General features: G+C 60.5%; 15 protein-coding genes. 12 read left to right on the forward strand and 3 right to left on the reverse strand.

The genetic code is table 11. The features are described from left to right. Positions 1-197: 197 nt before the first annotated feature. The 4 genes from ACFTR6_RS21085 to ACFTR6_RS21100 all read left to right on the forward strand — a co-directional run bounded on the left by ACFTR6_RS21085 (position 198) and on the right by ACFTR6_RS21100 (position 4,145). Entirely contained in the window at positions 198-1,022 is an 825-nt protein-coding gene (locus ACFTR6_RS21085) for an SDR family NAD(P)-dependent oxidoreductase (protein ID WP_377959355.1), read from the forward strand. Positions 1,023-1,089: 67 nt separating this feature from the next. Further along, the gene (locus tag ACFTR6_RS21090; RefSeq protein ID WP_377959356.1) at positions 1,090-2,526 is read left to right on the forward strand and encodes an MmgE/PrpD family protein; all 1,437 of its coding nucleotides are present in this window, start codon (positions 1,090-1,092) and stop codon (positions 2,524-2,526) included. Next, on the forward strand, positions 2,523-3,308 hold the full coding sequence (locus ACFTR6_RS21095; RefSeq protein ID WP_377959357.1) for an N-acyl homoserine lactonase family protein: 786 nt from the start codon (positions 2,523-2,525) through the stop codon (positions 3,306-3,308). Before ACFTR6_RS21090 ends, ACFTR6_RS21095 begins: the two co-directional genes overlap by 4 nt. Before the next feature lie 15 nt (positions 3,309-3,323). Continuing rightward, a complete protein-coding gene (locus ACFTR6_RS21100; protein WP_377959358.1) occupies positions 3,324-4,145 on the forward strand; it encodes an SDR family NAD(P)-dependent oxidoreductase in 822 nt (273 codons plus the stop codon). A 198-nt stretch (positions 4,146-4,343) separates the two neighbouring features. Here ACFTR6_RS21100 and ACFTR6_RS21105 read toward each other — a convergent pair whose 3' ends face one another. After that, a complete protein-coding gene (locus ACFTR6_RS21105) occupies positions 4,344-5,153 on the reverse strand; it encodes an IclR family transcriptional regulator (RefSeq protein WP_377959359.1) in 810 nt (269 codons plus the stop codon). A 403-nt stretch (positions 5,154-5,556) separates the two neighbouring features. Between ACFTR6_RS21105 and ACFTR6_RS21110 the strand changes: the two genes are divergently transcribed. Both ACFTR6_RS21110 and ACFTR6_RS21115 read left to right on the forward strand, forming a co-directional pair. Then, positions 5,557-6,975, forward strand: coding sequence for an MFS transporter (locus tag ACFTR6_RS21110; protein WP_377959360.1), 1,419 nt, complete (start codon positions 5,557-5,559; stop codon positions 6,973-6,975). Between the two features lie 426 nt (positions 6,976-7,401). Then, positions 7,402-8,247 (forward strand): IclR family transcriptional regulator, encoded by an 846-nt coding sequence (locus ACFTR6_RS21115; RefSeq protein WP_377959361.1) that lies wholly within the window; start codon positions 7,402-7,404, stop codon positions 8,245-8,247. Here the strand turns inward: ACFTR6_RS21115 and ACFTR6_RS21120 are convergent. Together ACFTR6_RS21120 and ACFTR6_RS21125 are read right to left on the reverse strand one after the other, a co-directional pair. After that, on the reverse strand, positions 8,244-9,557 hold the full coding sequence (locus ACFTR6_RS21120) for an MFS transporter (RefSeq protein ID WP_377959362.1): 1,314 nt from the start codon (positions 9,555-9,557) through the stop codon (positions 8,244-8,246). The genes ACFTR6_RS21115 and ACFTR6_RS21120 overlap by 4 nt on opposite strands. Before the next feature lie 128 nt (positions 9,558-9,685). Continuing rightward, a complete protein-coding gene (locus ACFTR6_RS21125) occupies positions 9,686-11,839 on the reverse strand; it encodes a glycogen debranching N-terminal domain-containing protein (RefSeq protein ID WP_377959376.1) in 2,154 nt (717 codons plus the stop codon). A 230-nt stretch (positions 11,840-12,069) separates the two neighbouring features. Between ACFTR6_RS21125 and ACFTR6_RS21130 the strand changes: the two genes are divergently transcribed. The 6 genes from ACFTR6_RS21130 (at position 12,070) to ACFTR6_RS21155 (ending at position 20,315) form a co-directional block, all read left to right on the forward strand. Continuing rightward, positions 12,070-12,858 (forward strand): IclR family transcriptional regulator, encoded by a 789-nt coding sequence (locus ACFTR6_RS21130; RefSeq protein WP_377959363.1) that lies wholly within the window; start codon positions 12,070-12,072, stop codon positions 12,856-12,858. Positions 12,859-13,280: 422 nt separating this feature from the next. After that, positions 13,281-14,036, forward strand: coding sequence for an SDR family NAD(P)-dependent oxidoreductase (locus tag ACFTR6_RS21135; RefSeq protein WP_377959364.1), 756 nt, complete (start codon positions 13,281-13,283; stop codon positions 14,034-14,036). A 102-nt stretch (positions 14,037-14,138) separates the two neighbouring features. Continuing rightward, complete coding sequence (locus tag ACFTR6_RS21140; protein WP_377959365.1) at positions 14,139-15,518, forward strand: MmgE/PrpD family protein; 1,380 nt, start codon at positions 14,139-14,141, stop codon at positions 15,516-15,518. A gap of 243 nt (positions 15,519-15,761) precedes the next feature. After that, positions 15,762-17,162, forward strand: a complete 1,401-nt coding sequence (locus ACFTR6_RS21145) for an MFS transporter (protein ID WP_377959366.1) — start codon at positions 15,762-15,764, stop codon at positions 17,160-17,162. Between the two features lie 507 nt (positions 17,163-17,669). Further along, the gene (locus ACFTR6_RS21150; RefSeq protein ID WP_377959367.1) at positions 17,670-19,067 is read left to right on the forward strand and encodes an MFS transporter; all 1,398 of its coding nucleotides are present in this window, start codon (positions 17,670-17,672) and stop codon (positions 19,065-19,067) included. Positions 19,068-19,286: 219 nt separating this feature from the next. Then, the gene (locus tag ACFTR6_RS21155; protein ID WP_377959368.1) at positions 19,287-20,315 is read left to right on the forward strand and encodes a zinc-binding dehydrogenase; all 1,029 of its coding nucleotides are present in this window, start codon (positions 19,287-19,289) and stop codon (positions 20,313-20,315) included. Positions 20,316-20,346 lie beyond the last annotated feature (31 nt).

Below are 20,346 nucleotides of genomic sequence, written 5' to 3' on the forward strand. Positions count from 1 at the left end.
GTATAACAACCGGAGGCGCTGTTATTGACGTTATCCAATATAGCTGGATATATTCAATAGCAGATTTCTCGACCGCCCCATCCTTCGCGCTGATTGTGCCCAAAAGGTTCAGAAGTCCTTGCAGTTGGGAGGAGATCGAATCCTGCCTTCTGCTTTTCTCTTATCCCTTCCTGACAACGACGCCATGAGGATCGACAATGACGACGGCACCCCTTACCCACACCTCGTATGACTCCGGCGTTCCGGCGTCGGCCCGGGACTTTAGCGTCGAAGGGCGGGTCGTTATTGTTACCGGCGCCGCCCAAGGCATCGGACGCGAGCTCGCACGCCAGTTCGCCGCAGCCGGGGCCGTGGCGGTGGTCGCCGACCTCGACATCAAAAAGGCCGAATCTGTAGCCAAGGAAATCCATGATGCCGGCGGCACCGGGCTGGCAGTCAAGGTGAACGTGGCCGATGAAACCTCGGTCAACGCCATGGTCGAGACCGCCATTGGCGCCTGGGGGCGTGTTGATGTGCTGATCAACAACGCTTCGATCTTTGCCACGCTCGATAAGGTCCCGTTCGACCAGATCCCCGTCGCGCAATGGGGAAACGTTCTGAAGGTTAACATCACCGGCACCTACCTGTGCGTCCGGGCAGTGGCGGAACACATGCGCAAAGCCGGCTTCGGACGCATCATCAACGTCTCCTCCGACGCGGTGACCCGTGGCACCGTGAACTACCTGCACTACGTCACCTCCAAATCGGCAATCATCGGCATGACCAACTCCTTGGCCCGGGAACTGGGCGGCCACGGCATTACCGTCAACTGCATCCGGCCCGGCAGTGTCGCCACAGAGGTCGAACGCACCGTCAATCCCACCGTCGAAGTCCGCGAACGCGCCGCATCCCTGCAATGCATCCCCAGCGGCATGGTCCCCACCGACCTGGTCGGCATCATGCTCTTCCTCGCCACACCGGCCTCCGCCTTCATCACCGGCCAAACCATCGCCTGCGACGGCGGCTACACCCACAGCAGCTAACCCACAAGCAACACCTGCCGGCTTCCGCTCCCGGCCTGGGACATCTGAAACCTAGAAGGAAAACATCGTGTCACCGACAAACGTCGAAAAATTTGCCGCCTTTGCCCAAGGCGCTCTAACGACGCTCCCTCCGGCGGAGGTCTTAAAGGAGACGAAAAGGATTCTGCTCGATGCGCTTGGCTGCGGCCTTGCGGCTACGTCGAGCGAATATGGCCGCGTCGGGGTTGAGTACGGCCGCATCCTGGGTGCAGGTCGGGATGAAGCGACGATCTTCGGCCAGCAGGAGCGGACGTCCATACATGGGGCCGCCTTCGCGAACACAGATCTCATTACTGCACTCGACCTGGCCCCCATCAATCTGCCCGCTCATGTCGCGCCTTATGCCCTGCCCTTGACCCTGGCGTTGGGCGAGAGTCGGCACCTGTCTGGTGCGCGCCTGCTCTCTGCGGTAACAGTTTGCCTGGAAATGTGCTTCCGCCTGTCGAAGGCGATGGACGACCTGCGGGATGTATCGAATGGCGTTCCAGCCACTCCGAGGGTGTTCGGCTACGCGAGCATGGTATTCGGCCTAACGGCAGCGGCAGCCATGATGAAAGACTTGCCCGAGACCGTAACTGTGGAAGCGCTGGGCATCGCGGGCGGGACCTCACCGGTAAATTCGCTGCGACCCTGGCAGATGCACGTACCGAACACGACTATTAAGTATGGCCTGGGCGGCGGTATCGTGCTGACAGCGCTCACGGCGGCCTACATGGCAGAACTGGGACACCGCGGCAACACTCAGATGCTCGATGATCCGGAGTTCGGCTATCCAAGCCTGATCGGGAGCAAGCGCTGGCAGCCCAGCGAACTCACAGAGAAGCTGGGCGACGAGTGGCGCTTTCCGACGACGACTTCGTTCAAGTCCTACACACAGACCAGGACCTCTCACGCAACCCTCGACGCACTAATCCAGGTTATCCATGAGCACGACATCAAAGTGGACGAGATCGACTCCATCGTCGCCTACGGCGAGGCTTGGTCAGCCAAGGTGCCTGTGTACGTGGATACAGTGGTGGATAAGCCTTACGACGCGCAGTTCAGTTTCGCGCATGGAATCTCTGTAGCCGCTCACCGAATCCGCCCAGGCAAAGACTGGCAGGACCCGGCCGTTGTATTCAGCGGCTCTGTCCTAAACCTGATGCCACGAGTCCAGTGGCGGGCACATCCCGACTGGGGCAGTGCAGTCAATGGCGACCCGCTGGCTCGACCGGCTCGAGTGGAAATATCTGCGCGGGGCAAGACCTTTGTTGGAGACCGATCCTACCCTAAGGGCAGTACCTCTCCCGACCCGACCACCTACACCACCACCGAGGAGTTGGCTATCAAGTTCCGCCACAATGCTGAAGGTGTTCTCACCACCAAGGCGACAGATGCCGTCATCGACACGATTATGGGCCTCGAACAGGTTGAGGATCTCTCAACCCTGACAGCCCTCCTGCGGCCTGAGGGGGCAACGCGATGATGCAAGACGTTTTCCCCCGCGTTTACGCCTTCATTTGTGGACAGCACACCATCCCGAAAGAACGGATGATCGCAGGGACCACTGGACTAATAACGATCCCTATCCCAGCCTTTGTCATCGAACACCCCCGGGGCCTGATCGTGTTCGATACCGGCTTCAACAGGCTTGTGCACGAAGACCTGAGCTCCTATTTCCCCAGCGAGGCACTAAGACCGGTGAAGTTTCACTTCTCGCAGCAGGAGGAGCTGGCGAACCAGATGCGGCAGGCAGGCTTCGTTCCGGAGGATGTGCAGCTGGTTGTTAATTCCCACCTTCATTACGACCACTGCGGGGGTAATGCCCAGTTCCCGCGGGCCGCCGTTATGGTGCAGCGCGCTGAATGGGAGACGGCCAATGCCGCGCCGCCAGAAAAGGCCGGCTACCGCAAGGTGGACTTCCGGACTGGACAGACAGTGGATCTCATCGACGGTGAGCGGGATATCTACGGGGACGGTTCACTGGTCCTCGTTCCCACGGTGGGCCATACCCCCGGACACCAGTCCCTACACGTCCGCCATGCTGGCGGCGTTGCCGTACTGGCTGGAGACGCCTGCTATATGGCGGACACGCTGGTTGGGGACGACTCGCTTCCCGACGTGTCAGTCACCGTGGATCCGGACTCCTACATCCGCTCCCTCGAGTCCCTGCGTGCTCTCCACCGAAGCGGTGCCCTGGTATTCGTCGGGCATGATCCAGAATTCTGGAGCACGCAGCCACTCGCGCCCAAACCACTGCTGGACTGACAAATAGGAGGACCTATGAGATTCGAGGACAAAGTCGTCGTGGTCACCGGAGGCGCGCGAGGCATTGGCCTGGCGACCGCGGACCTGGTGGCGCGTGAAGGGGCGCAGGCAGTGATCTGCGACCTGGACAAATCCGGAGTAGATGCTGCGGTGGATGCAGTACGCAGAGCCGGAGGAAAGGCTCTGGGGATCGTCGGAGACGTAAGTCAACATGCGAGCGTCGAAGAGAACGTCGACCGCATCATGACCGAGTTCGGGCGCGTGGACGTCCTGATCAATAATGCTGCGACGCAGCGGACGGTACCAGCCCAGGAGCTTACTGAAGAGCATTGGCGGCGCGAGTTGGATGTCTGCCTCACCGGTTCATTCTTCTGGTCACAGGCCGTCGGCATTGCGTCGATGATTCCCCGCCGTGCAGGCGTGATTGTCAACGTGGGATCCGGTGCTGGCCTTGCCGCGATGCCCAACTCGGTCTCTTACGTTGCTGCAAAGCACGGGATTGTCGGGCTCACTAAGGCGCTGGCGGTGGACTGGGCGCAATATGGCATCCGGGTAAATTGCGTTTGCCCTGGATTCACCTGGACCGACCTGTCGAGGAGTGTCGCGGAGGCGAACCCCGAGATGATTCGCCAGCGCGTGCAACGCATTCCCTTGGGCAAAGGCGCTCAACCGCAAGACATCGCTCAAGCGATCGGTTTCCTCGCGTCCGAACATGCCCGGGAGATCAGCGGGTCCGTTCTGCCGGTCGACGGCGGAACCACCGCGATGTCATCGGGCTACTCGGCGCCGCGCGAGGAGCCGGTAGAGCTTTCCAGCGACAGCCGGCCCATGGCTTGATCCGATACATGACAGTTGGATCGGGATACCCAACCCGCTGCCACGTGAGACGTTGACGGCCAAGTACCCTCTGGTTTCGCACGATGGGCGTCATTAGGGGTGCTTCGGTCGCGACTACCCGATAAGGAACGCCGTGGACGACGGCTCCGCAAGTCACGTACATGGCTTGCGTTGGAGATGACCAATCCGAGCGCGTTGTCAGGCGGGCTGGTTCCTTGTAAGGCGTTCCGAGATGGTAGCGGCCGCCTGCTTGACAGCAAGAGTGGCGCGCTGCACATCAATGTCGCGCCGCTCAAGCTCGTCCCATGCAACTGCCACGCTGCCCAAGGCGGTCTTCTGATCGGTAAGTATGGGTGCCGCGACGCCGTAAACGCCTGGGTTGAACTCACCTTTGGTTAAAAGAAAACCATCCTTCTTAATCTCACCCAGGGTCTTTCGAAAGACGCTCCACGTACTGCCCAGGCCGGCATTCTCGATCTCTTCCGACTGTCGGGCATAGATAGCTTTCAAGCGGTGGTGGGGCAGATGGGCCAAAATGACCTTGGAGCCCGCGCCTTGGAACATGGGACGCCGCTGCCCGCGGCTGAAACGGTTGGCGGGGCTGTTCGGGGCACGGCACTCGCCAATGCACAGGATCGAATCACGAAATGCGGTGAGCAGAACAGCCGAGTGCCCGATCTTGTCCACCAGATCCTCGAGGACGCCTTGGCTGGCCAGAAGCAGCGGATCTGTCAGGCGCAACTGCAGGTCCATTTCGATAATTCCCGGGCCGAGAGTGTAGTGGCCGTTGCGGACGGCATTGAGTAAGCCCGCATCGTGGAGGGTCTTGATGTAGAAATACCCTGTTGACCTGGACGTCTCCATGGCCTCTATGATCGCGGCCGTCGACCACACTGGCTCTGTCTCGCTGAACAGTCGCAGGATTTGGAGCATTTTGGCCAGGCTGCTGGCGCTTTCGGCCACCGATCCCACTTCATGGGCACTTTCCGACGAATCAACATCTCTCACACCACCGCACATCCTCTCGTGACGTTGCTAAGCAGAAACCCTGCATTTATTGACAAGTTCCGATAATACCGGATATCTTCAAAATCTGCTCAGATGAACGTGACCGGCAACACACCTTAAGGATGTGCGAAAGAAGTGCCGGCAGTCCATCGAGATCGAGACGGTGACAACGTGTCGACAACGAGCCGATCAACCACCCCTTGAAGCTGTTTACTAAACACCGTTGTGTTCGCAGCGCTGCGAACACCAAGTCAAAGGTAGTAAGTCGCATGACCGAACAATGCGGTACGAGCCCGGGCGCGAAGCCGGCTCCCGGCCCAGTCGAGCACAATCGAATCACGGCATTAATTTCAGAACCAGACTCATCGGCCCCATGCTCGCTACGACAGGGAGGATTCGTCCGATGAGCACGCCCGTCAATGCCACGTCCAGTCCGGCGCAGGCTAACCCCGGCCGCACTTCCCTCGCCGACCCAAGACAGGTGAAACGAGCTGCCTTCGCAGGAGTAACCGGGACTGCGCTCGAGTACTACGAGTTCTACATCTACGGTTCCGCTGCCGCCCTGGTGTTCCCACAGGTATTCTTCCCGAGCTCCAACCCCTTCATCGCCACACTGCTCTCGCTGGCAAGCATCGCGGTGGTGTACGTGGTCCGCCCAATCGCAGCAGCCGTACTGGGGCACTTCGGCGACCGCGTCGGGCGCAAGAAGCTCCTCCTCTTCACACTTGTCCTGATGGGTGTTTCAACATTCCTTGTCGGATGCATCCCCAGCTACGACTCCATCGGAATCTGGGCACCAATTCTGCTGGTGGCTATGCGAGTCCTGCAGGGAATCTCCGTCGCCGGTGAGCAGTCCGGTTCGAGCACCCTCACCTTCGAGCATGCACCGGAAGGCCGGCGAGGCTTCTTCACAAGCTTCACACCCATGGGCAGCTCCGGAGGCTTCCTGCTTGCCACGGCTGCATTTGCCGGTGTCGCCAGTCTTCCCCAGGACATCCTTTACTCGTGGGGTTGGCGGCTTCCCTTCTGGGCGAGCGTCGTTCTCCTGGTTGCAGCATTCATCGTCCGCCGCCGCCTTGCGGAACCTGAGATCTTCGTTGAAGGCCATGAGACGGCTACTCGCGAAGGCCAGGAGAACGTCAAGCGGGAAGCCTCGCCCGTGGTCACTCTGTTCCGCACACAGCCGAAGGCCCTAGGCCGTGTCGTTCTAATGGCGCTGTTCTCCATTATCTTCACCATCCCGCCCATTTTCGGTCTGGCGTTTGCCACCAGCCCCGCCGTCGGCGTGGCCAAAGACCAGATGCTGTGGATCTCGGTGGTGCAGTTCGCGGTCGCATTCTGCCTGTACCCATTCTTCGGAAAGCTGAGCGACCGAATCGGCCGCAAACCCGTCTTCCTTACCGGCGTTATCGGTAGTGCCGTTCTCGTGTTTCCCTTCTTCTGGGCGATCATGTCGGGCGACCTCCTGCTGATCCTGCTGGCGTCCGTTGCGCTGAATGGGATCTTCGCTATCGCCTGCAACGCGATTTTCCCGGCCCTGTTCGCAGAGCAGTACAACATCAAGTGCCGGTACACAGGTCTGGCCATCGGCACACAGGTTGCCACCGCGATCACAGGATTCATGCCGACAATTGGCTGGGCGCTGGTCGGCGAGGGGGGCACCAACTGGATGCCAGCCGCGCTCATGATGACCATTATCTGCGGCCTCTGCGCACTCGGTGTCCTGCTCTCCCCGGAGACCTACCGCACACCAACAGCACTGCTTGGGGTGCCGGCTGGCAAGAGAAATGCAAACAAGGAAGGGGCGGGAGCTACTGCCTAGACAGTAGACCAACGCGAGAGGTCCCGTGGGCGGCGCAAACCGGCCATGGGACCTCCGCCCCTAATTGGACCCAGCACATCATCAGGGCTTTTACGTTGAGCCGTCGGTGCGGCCCAACGTTGTCATCATGCGCGACTTCGAACAGAGGGTTTAGCGAGAAGAAGGGCAGGCCGCGGCGGACCATGAAGCTGACCCGATAGGTTCCGTCAGAGCTGATCGGACCCAAAGAGTTGAGCCGCCCGGGTGCTGGGCTGCCGTCAGACTGGCTACGCGCCACGCTAGGGAGCTCGGCCCCACGCTTGGACCTCGCGCCACGGCGAGAACGCTATTGACCCTGAGAGCTCATGGTAGGCGCCGTTTATCTGGTATTGCCCTGGCCGATTCCTCAATGGGGTAACACTTGTAAAGAGAGGTAGGACGCACGTCATGACAGGACGGGCATTGCTGTCCAGTACGGGCCTTGAGCAAACAGCTCCCGCCAGCGCGGGAAGTTTGTCCAGGATGCTGCACGTTCTGGCGCTTTTCGATGAAGCGCAGCCTTACTGGTCGGCGGCTTCTTTGATCGAGGCCCTGGGGACTTCAAGAGCAACCGGGTATCGCTACATCAAGACGCTCTACGACGCTGGGCTGCTCACGGTTGTGGGCAATGGCTATTACAGCCTTGGCCCGCGGATTATTGAGATGGACCTACAGATCCGTTTGGCTGACCCGCTGCTGCTTGCCAGTCAGGGCGTCCTCGAGGAGTTGGTGGAGAAGATCGGGCATTCAGCCCTTCTGCTCACCGCGTTTCACGATGTCTCGGTCGTGTGTATCGGGGAGTGCCGGGCGCCCACGAGCCCAGCAAACCGGTTCAGCCGTGGACAACGGCGCCCGCTCTTTCAAGGCGCGGGGTCGAAAGTGATTTTGGCTCATCTCCCCCATCACCGCTTAAAGGCAATCTATGCCCGTCACGCCAAAGATATCGGCAACGCTGGGCTGGGCACCACATGGGCCGATTTCCGCAAGATCCTTGGCCAGATCAAAAGGGACGGCTATCACTTGACCAGGGGTGACTTTAACCCCGGCGTTTATGGCGTCGCAGCCCCTATTCTTTCTTTTCAGAAGACAGCCCTGGGCAGCATCGGGGTTGCATGGGATGAAAAGGAACGGAGCGACGTTGATGTGCAGGGTGCTGTCGCTGCCGTTAGGCAAGCAGCGCAAACGGTGTCTCAACGCCTGATCCAAGACCCATTGCCCTTCAGTGGCAGAGCGCTGCCCGACCACGGGGGCTAAGCAAGGCGTGACTCGGTCGCGAGCTGGCATCGAGGGTTCGGGCTTTGCGGCTTCTGCATCGTCTGTCTTGCTTCCGCTGCCGCGCCCCGGCTGTTGCTGGAGCAGGCCGCGTCCGCTGCCAGGGCCCGCTTTCGTTGATACAGCCACAACATGAGCGTCAGGACGATGACTGCCCAGGAGTAAGACATGATGGCTGCCCACTGGCCGACCTGCCAGAGGACCGCAGCCAGAGTTGAACCAAGGGCGCCGCCAATGAAATTGCTGACAATGTGGGCGGTGTTGAGGCGGCTACGGGCGGCCGGGTCGATGGAGACCATCATCGTCTGAAGGAGCACCAGCACCGACTGGGCGCCGACCGAGAGAAGCGCGACGGAGACGAGGATCGCGACTAGGGATGAGCTGCCGAGTCCAGCGACGGTGACGGCGGCCAGGGTAGCAATTAGCCCCAGGCCGATGGCAGGCACTGCCCAACCCCGGTCATAAACCCGTCCGGTGAACTGGGCGCCGATGACTCCCAAAACCCCGAGCAGACTCACTAAGCCAATGCTTGTTGCCGAAAGTGAAAATGGAGGGGCGGATAGCAAGAGCGTCAGGCCAGTCCAGAACGCGGTGAAGACGCACATCAGGGGCGCCCCGAAGAGAGGAAGGATTCTCGCCCGCGGGTACCGGGAAGCAACTTGCAGCACCGAGTAAAGGAGCCTGCCGTAAGAGATTCGTTCCCGCGGCGCGAGAACTGGAATCGCATTCCACATGATGACGGCGAGGACCAGTATCGTTCCCGAAGCCAAGCCATAAATCATGCGCCACCCGAACATGTCTGCCACAACTCCGCTGATCAGGCGCGATAGCAGGATCCCGGACAGAAGACCGGAAGCGACCGTGCCGAGCACCCGACCGCGTTGTTCATCCGTGGCAAGATCTCCGGCCAGCGGCAGCAGCATTTGTCCGGCGACGTTCGTGAAGCCCACCAAGGCAAGCGTGGACAGCAGAAGGGCAAAGCTCGGAGCCAGCACACAGCCAGCCAACGACAAAGAACAGCACACCATGATTGCCGGGATCAGGCGCTTCCTGTTTTTTGTGTCACCGAGCGGCACCACGAAGAAAATGCCCAGGGCATAACCGATCTGCGCGAATGTCACGAGCAACCCGGCGGTACCCGGCGCGACCCCCAGCTCTGAAGCGATGTCACCCAGGAGCGGCTGCGCCCAGTACAGGTTCCCAACGCCGGCGCCGCCGACGAGGGCGAATAAAAGGGTTAGGCCCGGGCTGATCCCGGGCCTACTGGTTGGGCTATCTTTGCGCGTGATCAAGGCTGCCCCTTTCAAGCGAGGTATAGGCGAATAGATCTCTCCTAAACAACCCCCTTGTTGCTGGCTAAAATCAACCATATCCCACATAATAGGATTTCTTTGAAAAATGTGAGCAGTGATACACGCGCCTACGTGCTCTTCACTCGCTTGGCCCGTTCTGCCAGTTCAGTTGCCCTTGGGCGGATCCCGTGATGAAGCTGCATTCCTGCCGGCAACCCCGTGACCAAGGCGTTTGTGCCGGAGATGTCGATGGTGATTCTGCCGTCTGCCATGGGTGCATTAGTGATATGAAGGTCCCCGTAGGATTCGGGGAACGCGGGATCCATCCAGAGCGCGCCGCGGGCAACGTCCGCGTAGTAGCCCATCAGCGTCTTGATCAGCATGATGGGGGTCGTGGCAGCCCAGGCTTGGGGAGAGCAGGCTGTTGGATATGGGATGGGTTCGTCGAAGTGTTCGCGGCTAAAGCCACAAAACAGCTCCGGTAGCCGCCCTTGGGAGAATTCGGCCGCCTCCAGGAGCGCCGTGGAGATTCTCTGTACGTGCTCCTTGTAGCCGTAACGCAGGAGCCCGGCGGCAATGATGGCATTGTCGTGAGGCCACACGGAGCCATTGTGGTAGCTGACCGGGTTGTACGCCCCCATGTCGCTCGCCAAGGTCCGCACACCCCATCCGCTGAACATTTCGTCTGACATAAGCCGTTCGGCCACAAGGGGAGCCTTGTCGTCATCGACGATGCCGAACAACAGGCAGTGCCCCATGTTGGAAGTACACGCGTCGACCGGCCGCTTCTTTCCGTCCAGCGCCACGGCGTAATATCCCCGGCCGGGCAACCAGAACTCTGCGTTGAACCGTTCCTTCAGCTTGGCAGCCAGGTCTCTGTACTCAGCGGCCAAAGCCACGTCGCCCGCGTCGTACGCCAGCCACGACCGTGACAAGTAAGCCCCGTAAACGTAAGCCTGCACCTCACACAGGGCGATCGGGGGCTCCGCCAACCGTCCGTCGGCAAAGTTGATGCCGTCCCACGAATCCTTCCATCCCTGATGGATCAGGCCCCGGTCGTTAAGGCGCGCGTACTCAACAAAGCCATCCCCGTCCTTGTCGCCGTAGTCGCGGATCCAGTCCAGCGCACGGTCCACGTGCGGCAGCAGGGAGGCTACCGCCTCGGCAGCAAACCCCCACCTGCTCACTTCCCCGAAGAGGGCAACAAACAGGGGCGTTGCATCGACACTGCCGTAATAGGCGGACTTTCCGCCCAGGGCCAGCCCGCTGGATACGCCGAACCGGACCTCGTGCAGGATCTTGCCCGGTTCCTCTTCGCTCATGACATCCACAGCGGTACCCTGGTGCTCGGCCAGCGTCTGGAGTGTGCCGAAGGCCAGGGACGGATCTACTGGGAGCGCCATGAGGGACGCCCAAAGAGAATCTCGGCCGAACAGGGTCATGAACCAAGGGGCCCCGGCCGCTACGACAATTCTTTCCGGGTGGGCAGGATCCTCGATCCGCAGTGCTCCGAGATCATCGTAGCTGCGGCGGAGAGTCCGCTCGATGGAGCGGTTTCCCATTTCCAGGACCGGGATCCGGGCAACCCACTCCTGCCGCCGGAGGTCCCGCGGAGTTGGCTGGTCCTCGCCGGGACGAATGAACTGCGGGACCGGACCCGGGCCGTCGCCGGGGGTAATGCTCACACGTGCACTCCACAGTCCGTGCGGGGGAACCACGATGCGGTAAGTGACTGCTTCCGGAGACGCTTCCGCGCCGGGCGCCGAAATGATTACATCTTTCCGGACGTCCTCCCACGAGGCGGCTATCGTCAACATGTTGCCGCTTGCTGCACGTGATTCATCCCACCGCCGCTGAATTCTGGCTTCCTTCACCTCGAAAAGGTCAGCGAAATCCGCGCTGACGTTAAGAGTGACCATGCACCGGGTGGGTATCGGCGAGTAATTGTGGAGAGTGATGCGTTCCAGGATTCCGACACCCACCTCACGAAGGCGTTCGACAATGAGCGGGGTGTCTGCGTGTCCGTCTGCGGCCCGGACGCGGCCGGTAAAAAGCGCCCGGTATGGTTCCCTTAATTTGGCTGCCAGGGGTTCCACTCGCTCGCCGTTTACTGTCAGCGTCCAGCCCGACAGGATCCGTGTGTCCTCATAAAACACACCATGGGGACCGCCCGGATAAATGTCGCCGTTTCGCGAGGATATGCAGAAGGATGAGCCCTCTACTAACGTCATCGAACCGGGCTCGAGCGGGCCGGCAGCGGTATCAGCATTCCAGCCAGACATCATGGCTCCTTCAATGATGTCAGCAGCCATATGCAAAACGGAGCCCGGAGCGCCTTGCCATTCGACGTGCACGACGATTGCCTTTGCACCCGACGCTACGCCTGCGGAGCGCATGAGGCCAGAGCAAAACACGGAATGCCGGTTTGACCGGCATGCCTTTCGCCTGTAGATTTTATATATAAAACCTATATGCCGTAGCGACATGTTGGTGGACTGTGAAGGAAACGGGAATGAGCATGGACGCCGATACCAGCGATAACAAGTACCGTGCACCCGCCTTATCAAAAGGCTTGGACATCCTGGAACTGCTTTCCTTCGCCGACGACGGCCTGAGCCAATCCGACATCGGCAAGAAGCTCGGCCGCACAACATCAGAAATTTTCCGCGTGCTCATGGTGCTCCGCGAGCGAGGCTACGTCGATCTCGACGATGCCGAGCGTTATCACCTGACGACCCGGTTGTTTGAAGTCGCAAACCGCCATCCGATCATCAGGCGCCTGACCGCAATTGCGGGCGATGAGATGCAGAAGCTTGCCAACCGCATCAGCCAAAGCATTCACCTGTGCATCCTCAGCTCCGGGAACTTGCTGGTCATTGCCCAGGTGGATTGCCCGGACACCAACGTCAACACCGTCCGCCTGGGCGCATCGATTCCTATCGACGATTCTGCCTCCGGCCGTGTTCTGGCCGCCTTCATGAACGAAGACGAACTTTCCAACCTGCTAACGCTGGCGGGGAATGAGACAAGTTCCAGACGGGCACGATTCCTGGCCGACCTGCCCGAGGTGCGCAAGGCCGGCTACTGCCAGGGGAAATCCCTCACCATAGAAGGGGTTACCAACATCTCAGCCCCGGTCTTCGACTTCTCGGGTAAGGTCGTCGCCGCCGTCACCACCCCCTTCATCCACCGTCTCACGGGGACGAACAATATGCCGGTGGACGAGGCGCGCGAGTTGCTGGTTCAGACCTGCAGTGAATTGTCCCGCCGTATGGGTGCTGGGGCCACGGGCGGCAACTAAGCCGGTTTAGCTTACTTGGATTTAGGGGCAGGGCTCGCGCCTGCCCGCTTGGCCCCTCCCCTTCACACGCGTGCCCAAGCCCCGGGTCAGTTGGCTGATAAGCCGCGGGACCGCTGATTAGCAGGTGGGCGGTTTGCCATGTCGCGGCCTGATCGGAAACGGTTCAGCGGACCACTTTCTGAGCGGCCTCAAGCAGGCTCCAACCGCGCCTAGTGGCGTCGGCGCCGGGACCACACCGGGCTGCTAACCGGCCCCCTCTGCCGCCCTGGTGCGTTAGAACTCTTTTCCGCCACGCGTCTTCTTCTATTGACTGCCATCCTCATATATGGAATTCTGTTTTACATACAAAACGTGCGAATGGTACCCCTGCCCCCTCTCGAGGGCCAGCAGCTGGAGTTCGCACAAATCCAAGAGGAGTCCCGATGAAGCGATTCGAAGGCCGCACTGTCGTGGTGACCGGTGCAGGCAGCGGAATTGGCGCCGCGAGCGTAAAGCGCCTGCTCAATGAGGGCGCCACCGTCGTCGCGGTAGATGTAACACAGGAAGGCGTTGACGCAACTCTGTCGGCTGCCGCAAACCCTGACCAGGTCCACGGCGCCGTGCTCGATGTCTGCGATCATGACGCAGCGGTCGGCCTTCTGGCCGACATGAGCGAAAGGCTGGGCGGACTCCACGGTCTCATCAACTGCGCCGGGATCACCGGAGCAGGCAGCATCATCGACACCGTCCCGGAGAAGCACCGCCAAATCATGGCAGTGAACCTGGACGGAACAATCAACATGTGCCAAGCCTTCGTGCTGGCAGTGAAAGACCAAGCCGGACCACGCGCCATCGTGAACATTTCATCAGGCGCCGGCGTCCTGGGTGTGCCGAACAGGCTGTCTTACGTAGCGTCAAAGTTTGGAATTTCCGGCATTACGAAATCCATGTCACCCGAACTTGGCCCCTTAGGGATCCGCATCAATGCCGTTGCCCCCGGCATGACCAAGACCCCGCTTATCGAGTACATGATGCAAGACCCGGAAAACGTCGCTCGGTTCAATGCCAAGCATCCCATCGGACGGATCGGCGAACCCGAGGAAATTGCTGCGGTGATCGTCTTCCTTTTGACCGACGACGCAAGCTTCATGACCGGTTCGGTGGTTTCAGTAGACGGTGGACAAACCGCGTGCCTCTGATGCGCGCCCCTGACCGCCTATCCCGCCACATCAATCCTGCCTCTGCAGCGGAAAGCCCTCACTTCCGGAGGGGCAGAATCTTTGAAAGCAAGGAAACATTCAATGGCATGTCATGACCTGTCCCGCGACCTGGCAATATTTGCGGCGAACACCCGGTTTTCGGACCTACCCATACAGTCTGTTGAGGCAGCCAAAAAGAGCCTTCTGGACACAATAGGCGTCATGCTGGGAGCCAGCGGCATGGAACCAGCCGTTCAACCGATCATCGAACTCATTACAGATGCCGGAGGCAAGGAAGAAGCCAGGATCTTGGGGTTCGGTGGCCGCGTCCCGGCGGCTGCAGCGGCGTTCGCCAACGGGACCTTGGCCCATGCCCTCGATTACGACAGCCAAACACCTTGGGGGGCCCATCCGGACAGTTCCCTGGTGCCGGCGCTTCTGGCATTAGCTGAACGCAAAGGCGACGTGACCGGCAAGGACTTGATCACAGCCGTGGCAATCGGCCAAGAATTGTTCATCCGGCTGCGCTGCAACGTGGGCTGGCGGATGGACTGGAATTTGTCATCTGTGGTTGGCCTGTATTCTGGCGTCGCCGCCTGCGGATCCCTCCTTGGCCTGAACCCCGAACAGATAGCCCACGCCATGGGCATCGTCAGCCTGAACGCGGGCGGCACAATGCAGCAGATCTTCGGCGTCGGCAGCGATCTGCGAGGACTCTACGCCGGATTCATAGCCCAAAGCTGCGTAAACGCTGCACTCCTGGCCCAGAAGGGCATGCTGGGCATGAAGGACCTCTTCGAGGGTGAGGCGGGCGTGTTCAAGGTCTATTTCAACGGTGACTACGATCGCGAGAAGATCCTCGAAAACCTGGGAACCGACTACCTCTGCGCGGGAATGACCTACAAGTACTGGCCCGCCGTAGGAAATGCGCACACTTACGTTCACGCAGCCATCGAACTTATCCGGGAAAACCCCGTCAAGGCAGAGGATATTGCGGCCATACGCGTGTACGTCGGAGACTTCGCTGAGCGCATGAGCAAACCACTGCCGGAACGTAGGGCACCGCGAACCATGATGGACGCCAAGTTCTCCCTGCCGTTCACCGTAGCCCTGGCGCTCGTCAAAGGCAGCATGACCATCTCGGACTTTTCAACTAAGGCCCTCCAGGACAAGCGGGTCCTGGCCCTGGCCGAGAAGGTCGAACCCATCGTCGATTCCGCCTACAACTGGAATCTTAAGCTGCCGGCCGGGAAGGTCGAGGTGGTACTGAATGACGGCCGCCGCATAGAGCGGTTGGGAACCGATGTGCCCGGCACACCCGAGCGTCCAATGAGCTGGGACGAGCTCCTGCAAAAGTTCAGTGAATGCGCGCAGGCCTCGATCCAACCGGTGCCCTTTGAGAGTATTCATAAAGCACAAAAGCTTTTTACGACCCTGGAGGCCTGCGGGGAAATCACCCAGATCTTAGAGCTGGTCCGCTAAGGAGCAGACCAGCATCTGGCAAGGTCGCCTTGGAAATCCCCATGGCCACCCCAGCCACCGACTCCCGCGCCAGCTCATCCGACACCTGGCCTATCTTCCCCGTCAGCGGAGAAGAACAGACTCATCTGCAGTGGCAAAAAAACAACGCCCAGAGGTCTTGGGCGCGGGACCGATCAAGGACGTCAGAGACGTCAGAAGACCAAAGAACCCGCCCTTGCGGGCAACTACCAAGGAGGTAGCAGCGTGGCTACACATTCCGTCCCGGCCAGGGCCGGCATTGACCGAACCTCGGTCATCAGGAAGGTCAGACGGACAATCCTGCCGGTCGCTTTCCTGCTGTATGCGTTCAACTACATGGACAGATCCTCCATCAGCTACGCGCAGCTGACGATGGGCAAGGAACTCGGCATTGATGTCGCGACATACGGCGCCATTGCGGCCATCTTCTTCATCGCCTACGTACTGCTCGAAGTGCCCAGCAACATGATCCTCGCCAAGGTCGGCGCCCGGCTTTGGCTGGCGCGTATCGCCATCACCTGGGGACTGGTCACGGTAGCCACGGGCTTCGTGCACGATGTGACCCAGCTGTACATTGCCCGGGTCCTGCTGGGCATCGCCGAGGCCGGACTCTTCCCGGGACTCATTCTCTTCCTCACCTATTGGTTCCTCAACCATGACCGCGGGCGGGCCATCGGCGCCATGGCGCTGGCCATGCCGGTCGCCCTCATCGCTGGAAGCCTGAGTGGTGGAGCGATCCTTGAACACGTGGACTGGTTCGGGCTCAGCTCCTGGCGCTGGATCTTCATCCTCCAGGGCCTGCCCCCTGTGCTTCTGGGGATCTGGCTCCTCCTGACGCTGGCCGACCGGCCGAGCCAGGCAAAGTGGCTCAAGGCTGACGAAAAAGAGTGGCTGGAAGGCGCAATCGCCGAAGAATACGCGGCCATGCCCGAGGAAAAGCACGACAAGAAAAGCGAACTGCGCGCGCTACGGAATCCCAAAATCCTGTATCTGGGTCTGATCAACGCCCTCGCCGGAGTCGCAACCTACGGCATGACCTTCTTCCTCCCGCAGGTTGTGTCCCAACTCAATCCCGCCTACTCCCCCACCAACATCGGCATCTTCGGTGCCATCCCCTACGTCTGCGGAGCCATCGTGATGCTGCTCCTCGTACGGTACGCAGACATCAGCGGGCGACGGAAATTCATCGTGCTGTCCTGCTTCGCCACCGCGATCATCGGCCTCCTCATGACCGCCATATTCCGCGGCAGCCCCGTCCTTGGAATGCTCGGACTCATTCTGCTCGCCTGCGGCGTCATCGGAAACATCCCCACGTACTGGGCCCTGATCAGCCAGATCCTGACCAAGCGGCAGGCTGTCGTTGGGATCGCGGTCATCAACTCCCTGGCCTCCGCCGGCGGATTCTTCGGACCATTCCTCATCGGCAAGCTCGCCACACCCGGCGACACCATCGTCGGAATGAGCGTCCCGCTGGTGGCGCTCTCCCTGGCATTCATCCTGCTGCTCTTCGTCAAGGTACCGGCCGGACACAAAGCCGGGCCTGCGCTACGACAAGACGTTCAGCCCGAGACAAGCCCGGCAGGTCTGGTCGGTGAACGGGGCAGGTCGGCCGCAGGGCAGCCGTAACCATACATTCTGCCGGTCCCGCACCCTCAGGTGCGGGACCGGCCCACTTCTTGGCACTCTCGGGATCACCAATCAAAGGACGAGGGAACGGGGAGGGCGGCAAGGAACCGCTATTGACTAAGTCCCACAATGCAGGATATTGTCGAAGCAGTTCCAAGGAACTGTGTGCACCGTCACTGTCATGGCCACACCATTTGCATGGGAGTGTTTTGGCAGGAAGGGCACATATTCTTCCCGGTACGGTTTGCCGCCTCGGGAAGAACCAGTTCACAACACACCGTCGTGTTCGCGCGCTGCGCACCGAACACCCAGCCAAAGGTAGTGACACGCAATGTCCGAACAGTGTCGATCGACTTCATGCGAAGCTTGCACTCTCAGCCCAGCCGATCATGCCCGTATTACCCGAGTCATCCCGAAACGGGACCTGCTTTCCATCACCATCCGCCGTTCTGCCACCGCTTCGTGCCAGGCCCTGCGCACGGAAGCACGTTCGGAAGGTGCCGTCCGATGACCGCCACGCATCTTAATGTGAGCCAGCGTCTCGACAATCTCCCTATCGGCAAGTTCCACCGTCGCATGGCCTTGCTGGTCGGCCTGGGGATGTTCTTCGATTCATTCGACAACACTCTTTCGTCCGCGGTGCTGGCCTCGATGCTTCCCACCGGATTCTCCACGCTCGAACTGAACTCAATGTTCCTGTCAGCCACTTTCGCGGGTCTGGCAATCGGGGCGGCTTTCGCAGGCTGGCTCAGTGACCGGATCGGCCGGGGATTTGCCTTTCAGTTCAACCTTGCGCTCTTCGGAATCCTCGCTCTGTGCGCAGCCTTGGCACCGAACATGGAGGTCCTTATCGGCCTGCGGTTCCTCATGGCCATTGGGATGGGTGCCGAATACGTGATCTGCTACGGCATGATCACCGAATTCTTCCCCCGGGGCCACCGCGGCAAATACCTGGGCCTGCTGGGCATCTTCGGCGGCTTCGGCGTCTCCATGTCCTCACTTATCGGCTGGCTGGTCATTCCCATGTGGTCCTGGCGGGCAATGTTCATCATCGGCGGTGTAGGTGCCCTGATTGCATGGTGGCTTCGCCGCAAGATGCCCGAATCCCCGCGTTGGCTCGAATCCCGCGGCCGGCATGAAGAAGCCGAGGCCGTCCTGCGGCGGATCGAGAAGGAATCGGGCGTTACGAGCCCCAAGGCAGGCGCGGTTTCAGGCAAGCAGGCTGTCGTGACCGACGAGAAGACGAACTACGTGCCGATCACGGTACTGTTCTCCCCGACGGTGATCCGGCGGACGCTGCTGGCGCTGGTGTTGACCATCATCTGCCTGTTCGGTTCCTACTCCGTGACCGGCTGGATGCCGACGTTCTTCGTCAAGCAAGGCATGACCGTTACATCGTCACTCGGGTTCAACGCCGCCATCATGTCCGGCTACGTCGCAGGCCCGCTGCTGTGCATGCTCCTTGCTGACCGTCTCGGACGTCGCCGCAGCATCGTGCTCTCGGGAACGCTCGCAGCAATCGTTGCCGGCATCTACCCGTTCATGACAGAACCGGCCCTGATCATCACCGTCGGCTTCATCCTGGTCGCCATGGCCGCATCGTTCCTGACCCTGTGCCTCGGCACGGTCCCGGAATTTTTCCCGACCGCTTTCCGTTTCCGCGGCGGTGGCCTCGCCCAGACAGTCGGCCGCGTCGGTTTGATCGCGTCCCCCTTCATCGTCCTGTGGCTCTTCAACAGCTACGGCATCATCGGGGTGATCCTGACGGTATCGGGCTTCTACGTCGCAGCCACAGCGATCTACGCCGCAGCCCGCGTGGATACCTCTCCTGAGGCGCTGGCGCATATCGCTCCCGCGGGTGACACGGCTGATGCGCTGGAAGAAGAACCAAAGGCACGCGCATAGCGTGAAGACCGGCGGATCGCAGCGCGTTTACAGGCTGCAGCACCTGCCCGCGTAAGCCCTGACGTCCTCGGAGCGGACTTACCGGTCCGAGGACGTCAGGCCCATCTAATCGTCGGTCATCTCTTCCCGGTCAGTGGAGATGACCCTGGCCCACAGCGCGGGTGCAAACGCATCCAAGGCGTCATCAATGTTTATCCTGACCATCAAGGAGCAGTAACTATGAAGGCCGTTGTTTTCCAAGGCGAGGGTAGGCTCGAGATCCGCGACTATCCCGACCCTGTACCGGGGCCGGATGAAGTGGTGATCCGCATGAAGGCCTCGGGAATGTGCGGAAGCGACCTCCACCATCTTCACGGTCCTGTCCGTACCGGCGAGGAGCTGGTCATTGAAGGGCACGAACCGTGTGGAGTCGTCGAGCTTGTCGGCGACGCCGTCAAGCCAAGCGAGGCCAAAGTGGGTGACCGGGTCATGGTCCACCACTATGACGGATGCCGCACCTGCCAGTACTGCCGGTCCGGCTGGACCCAGTACTGCCCCAACGGGCGCATCGTCTACGGTGGACTGAACGGAGACGGCGGCCACGCCGACTTCATGAAGGTCCCGGCACACACCCTCATCAAACTGCCAGACTCGCTCTCCTTTAAGACCGGTGCGGCTATTTCCTGTGGCACCGGAACTGCCTTCGCCGCCATCAAGAGGGTTAATCTGTCCGCCGATGAAACAGTCGCAGTCTTCGGTCAGGGACCCGTTGGACTGAGCGTCACCCTGCTGGCCAAGGCCTTTGGAGCACGGGTCATCGCCGTGGACGTCGAACCGTCACGGCTGGAGATGGCCAAGCAGTTCGGAGCCGACCACGTCGTCGATTCACGGGAACAGGATCCTGTCGAAGCTATCCGCGAGTTGACCCGCCGCGGCGAAGGGGCGGATAAGACCATCGAGTGCAGCGCCATCCCCGCCGTACGCCGACAGGCCATCCAGGCAGCCCGGCCGTGGGGGACCGCGTGCATGGTCGGAGTCTTCGGCAAGATCGACCTGGACAGCGAAGAGCTCATCCATTTGCACAAGACCGTTCTTGGGTCGCTCACGTTCAGCAAAAACCAGCAGGAAGAGTGCGCCCAGTTCGTCGCCGAACGTGGCCTGGACGTTGAGTCCCTGTTCACCAATGAGTTCAGCCTCGCCGAGGCCGAAAAGGCCTACGAGCTGTTCGACCAGCGCAAGATCGGCAAAGGCGTCTTCATCTTCGACTGACAGCATGTCAACGGTCATCCTGGAAGGAATG

Origin of the sequence: Arthrobacter sp. NPDC057009 (assembly GCF_042673905.1) — a bacterium.
GTDB lineage: Bacteria > Actinomycetota > Actinomycetes > Actinomycetales > Micrococcaceae > Arthrobacter.

Excerpts from the sequence above, each read along its gene's own strand:
- ACFTR6_RS21100 (WP_377959358.1), top strand. The coding sequence starts at position 3,324 with ATGAGATTCGAGGACAAAGTCGTCGTGGTCACCGGAGGCGCGCGAGGC.
- ACFTR6_RS21135 (WP_377959364.1), top strand. The coding sequence starts at position 13,281 with ATGAAGCGATTCGAAGGCCGCACTGTCGTGGTGACCGGTGCAGGCAGC.
- ACFTR6_RS21150 (WP_377959367.1), top strand. The coding sequence starts at position 17,670 with ATGACCGCCACGCATCTTAATGTGAGCCAGCGTCTCGACAATCTCCCT.
- ACFTR6_RS21155 (WP_377959368.1), top strand. The coding sequence starts at position 19,287 with ATGAAGGCCGTTGTTTTCCAAGGCGAGGGTAGGCTCGAGATCCGCGAC.
- ACFTR6_RS21085 (WP_377959355.1), top strand. The coding sequence starts at position 198 with ATGACGACGGCACCCCTTACCCACACCTCGTATGACTCCGGCGTTCCG.
- ACFTR6_RS21140 (WP_377959365.1), top strand. The coding sequence starts at position 14,139 with ATGGCATGTCATGACCTGTCCCGCGACCTGGCAATATTTGCGGCGAAC.
- ACFTR6_RS21125 (WP_377959376.1), bottom strand. The coding sequence starts at position 11,839 with ATGTCTGGCTGGAATGCTGATACCGCTGCCGGCCCGCTCGAGCCCGGT.
- ACFTR6_RS21110 (WP_377959360.1), top strand. The coding sequence starts at position 5,557 with ATGAGCACGCCCGTCAATGCCACGTCCAGTCCGGCGCAGGCTAACCCC.
- ACFTR6_RS21115 (WP_377959361.1), top strand. The coding sequence starts at position 7,402 with ATGACAGGACGGGCATTGCTGTCCAGTACGGGCCTTGAGCAAACAGCT.
- ACFTR6_RS21130 (WP_377959363.1), top strand. The coding sequence starts at position 12,070 with ATGAGCATGGACGCCGATACCAGCGATAACAAGTACCGTGCACCCGCC.
- ACFTR6_RS21095 (WP_377959357.1), top strand. The coding sequence starts at position 2,523 with ATGATGCAAGACGTTTTCCCCCGCGTTTACGCCTTCATTTGTGGACAG.